Origin of the sequence: Synechococcus sp. B60.1 (assembly GCF_047462555.1) — a bacterium.
GTDB lineage: Bacteria > Cyanobacteriota > Cyanobacteriia > Thermostichales > Thermostichaceae > Thermostichus.
Genome location: NZ_JANSJN010000001.1, coordinates 2697 through 4661 on the forward strand (window position 1 = coordinate 2697; position 1965 = coordinate 4661).

Here is a 1965-nt window from a genome sequence, read left to right on the forward strand (position 1 = left end):
TTATCCTGCCGAGTCGACCAAGCCTCGCACCGCCCGCACTAGCTCGGCGGGCAGCGGAGAGGCGGGATCCCAGCACAGCTCCAGTTGGTTGGGATCCCTGGGCAGATCTTCCTGGCAGGGGCCCGTGTGCAGGACAGCCACACACCGCAGGTTGCCCCGATCCCGACAAAACTCATGCCAGAGGGGAATGGCCGCCGGATCCCGGCTGACCAAGAGGTAATGGGAGCAGGCTTCCAGGACCGGCTGCTTGTGGGGATCCACCTTGCCGCCCACATCCACGATCACCAAGCTTTTTTGTTGGCGCAGGGCCAGGATGGCCTGGGCGTGGAAGCTGAAAAATTCAGGAGTTAAGCGTCCCCGGTAGCGGTGCTTGAGGATTTTGGCTTCTTCCGGCGGCAGATCCAACGTCCAATTTCCTTCCCCATCCCAGTGGGCCCGCTGTAGATAAACGTTGGGATCCTGGGGCAGCAGGGCCTCGAAAAGAGCGCGGGCCAGGCGGCTTTTACCGCTATCCGGAGGGCCCACCACCATCACTGCCGCCGCCAATTCTGAGCCTGGCCTGCCCTGCACCCAGGGGATGATCTCGCCCACCTGCACCTCTGGGCTGTGGCTGGAGACCACCACTGCCCCCAGTCGCGGGTCGTAGCAGGCCACCCAGCGGGTGAAGTGGCACTCATGCACCAACCAGCCGTAGAGCCAAATGGGGGCGCGCCCGCTCAGCACCACTCCCAAGCGGGTATCGATCCCAGGAGGCAGGCGCAGTTGGGCCAGGTCTTCCGGGAAAACCAGCCGATCCGGCCGGGTCAACTCGATTTCAATGACCTGAAACGATAGCCCGCCAAGATGGGGTTTCTGCGGCCAATGGGCCAGATAGCCAGACCGCAACTGCAGTACTACAGCAGCCATAGCAATGGGGACGAAATGACAACAGACTGGCTCCAGTATGGAAAAGATTGGAATCGGGAGCTTCCAATTGTTGGCAGAGTAGGAGTGGAGGGATCGGGCCCTGCGCTGGGGCTGGCTTTGGAGGAGAGAGAGGAGATGAACGAGCTGCCTCTGACGGTGGAGGTGTTGCGCTGGCTGGCGGGCGGACAGTTGCCAGAGCGCCTGGAGCGGGCGGTGCGTCTGTGGGTGCTGCTCCAGTGCCTCTATGGCGAAAACCGTTGGCCGGATCTGCCAGAGACCTTTGGCTACACCCACCTTCGGGATCGCCTCTTCTCGAACCACCACCCCAAGCAGGATTTGCCCCATGGGATCGCCTGCCCGGATCCCGGCTGCATTTGCCAGAAGCCCCTGAGCTTTTGGCTAAAGGATCCCGACCTGGTGGCCGTCTTGAAAGCCGAAGTTCCCCATCTGGAGACGCTGCTGGCTAGCCGGCCCTTTTTCAAGACCCACCGCACCCTGCGCAAAGAGCTGGACTACCTGGCCGCTCGGGGCTGGCTGCAGCCAATCGAGGCCAACTCCAAGCGAAGAGATAACTTTCGCTGCCGCGCCGCCGGGGATCGCCCCTCCTTGCCGACGGCTGCCTCGGCCTTGACGTTGTCGGGCGGCCAGCTTGAGCAGATCTACCACGTCCTCAGCGACGTGGCCTTTGTGCATCCCGATGTGCAGGTGTTGCTGGACGATATCTGGAGAGGTCATCAACACCGGCAGCGGCGGCTGTTTGTCTGGTTTGAATACATCCTCTCCGACGAACAGCAGGAGCGGGTGGACGAATACCAAAACCAGCTAGAGGCCTTCTGGACAAAACCGGCGGCAGGGCTGATCCGCTTTGATTACGAAACCCGCCAGCACGGGATCCAAAGGGTTTTCACCTACCCGGTTTGCCTGTTTTATGCCCGCCGCGCCAAGTATTTGGCGGCCTTTGGTCAGCTCCCGCAGGCTGCCGGATCCCTGGGCTGGCACAATTTTCGCCTGGATCGCATTCGCTCGCCTCGCCTGACAGTGGTGCCCTGGTCTGACCCT

The 1965-nt window shown here is 62.0% G+C and carries 2 protein-coding genes; one reads left to right on the plus strand and one right to left on the minus strand.

Annotated elements, in window-relative coordinates:
• A complete protein-coding gene (crn3, locus tag NW863_RS00015; protein WP_414363699.1) occupies positions 1–906 on the minus strand; it encodes a CRISPR-associated ring nuclease Crn3/Csx3 in 906 nt (301 codons plus the stop codon).
• 135 nt (positions 907–1041) lie between these two features.
• Between crn3 and NW863_RS00020 the strand changes: the two genes are divergently transcribed.
• On the plus strand, positions 1042–1965 hold a 924-nt coding region (locus NW863_RS00020), incomplete at its 3' end, for a TIGR03985 family CRISPR-associated protein (RefSeq protein ID WP_414363701.1).

What these genes read in the sequence shown, in the direction of transcription:
- crn3 (WP_414363699.1), bottom strand. Translation starts at nt 906, where the DNA reads ATGGCTGCTGTAGTACTGCAGTTGCGGTCTGGCTATCTGGCCCATTGG.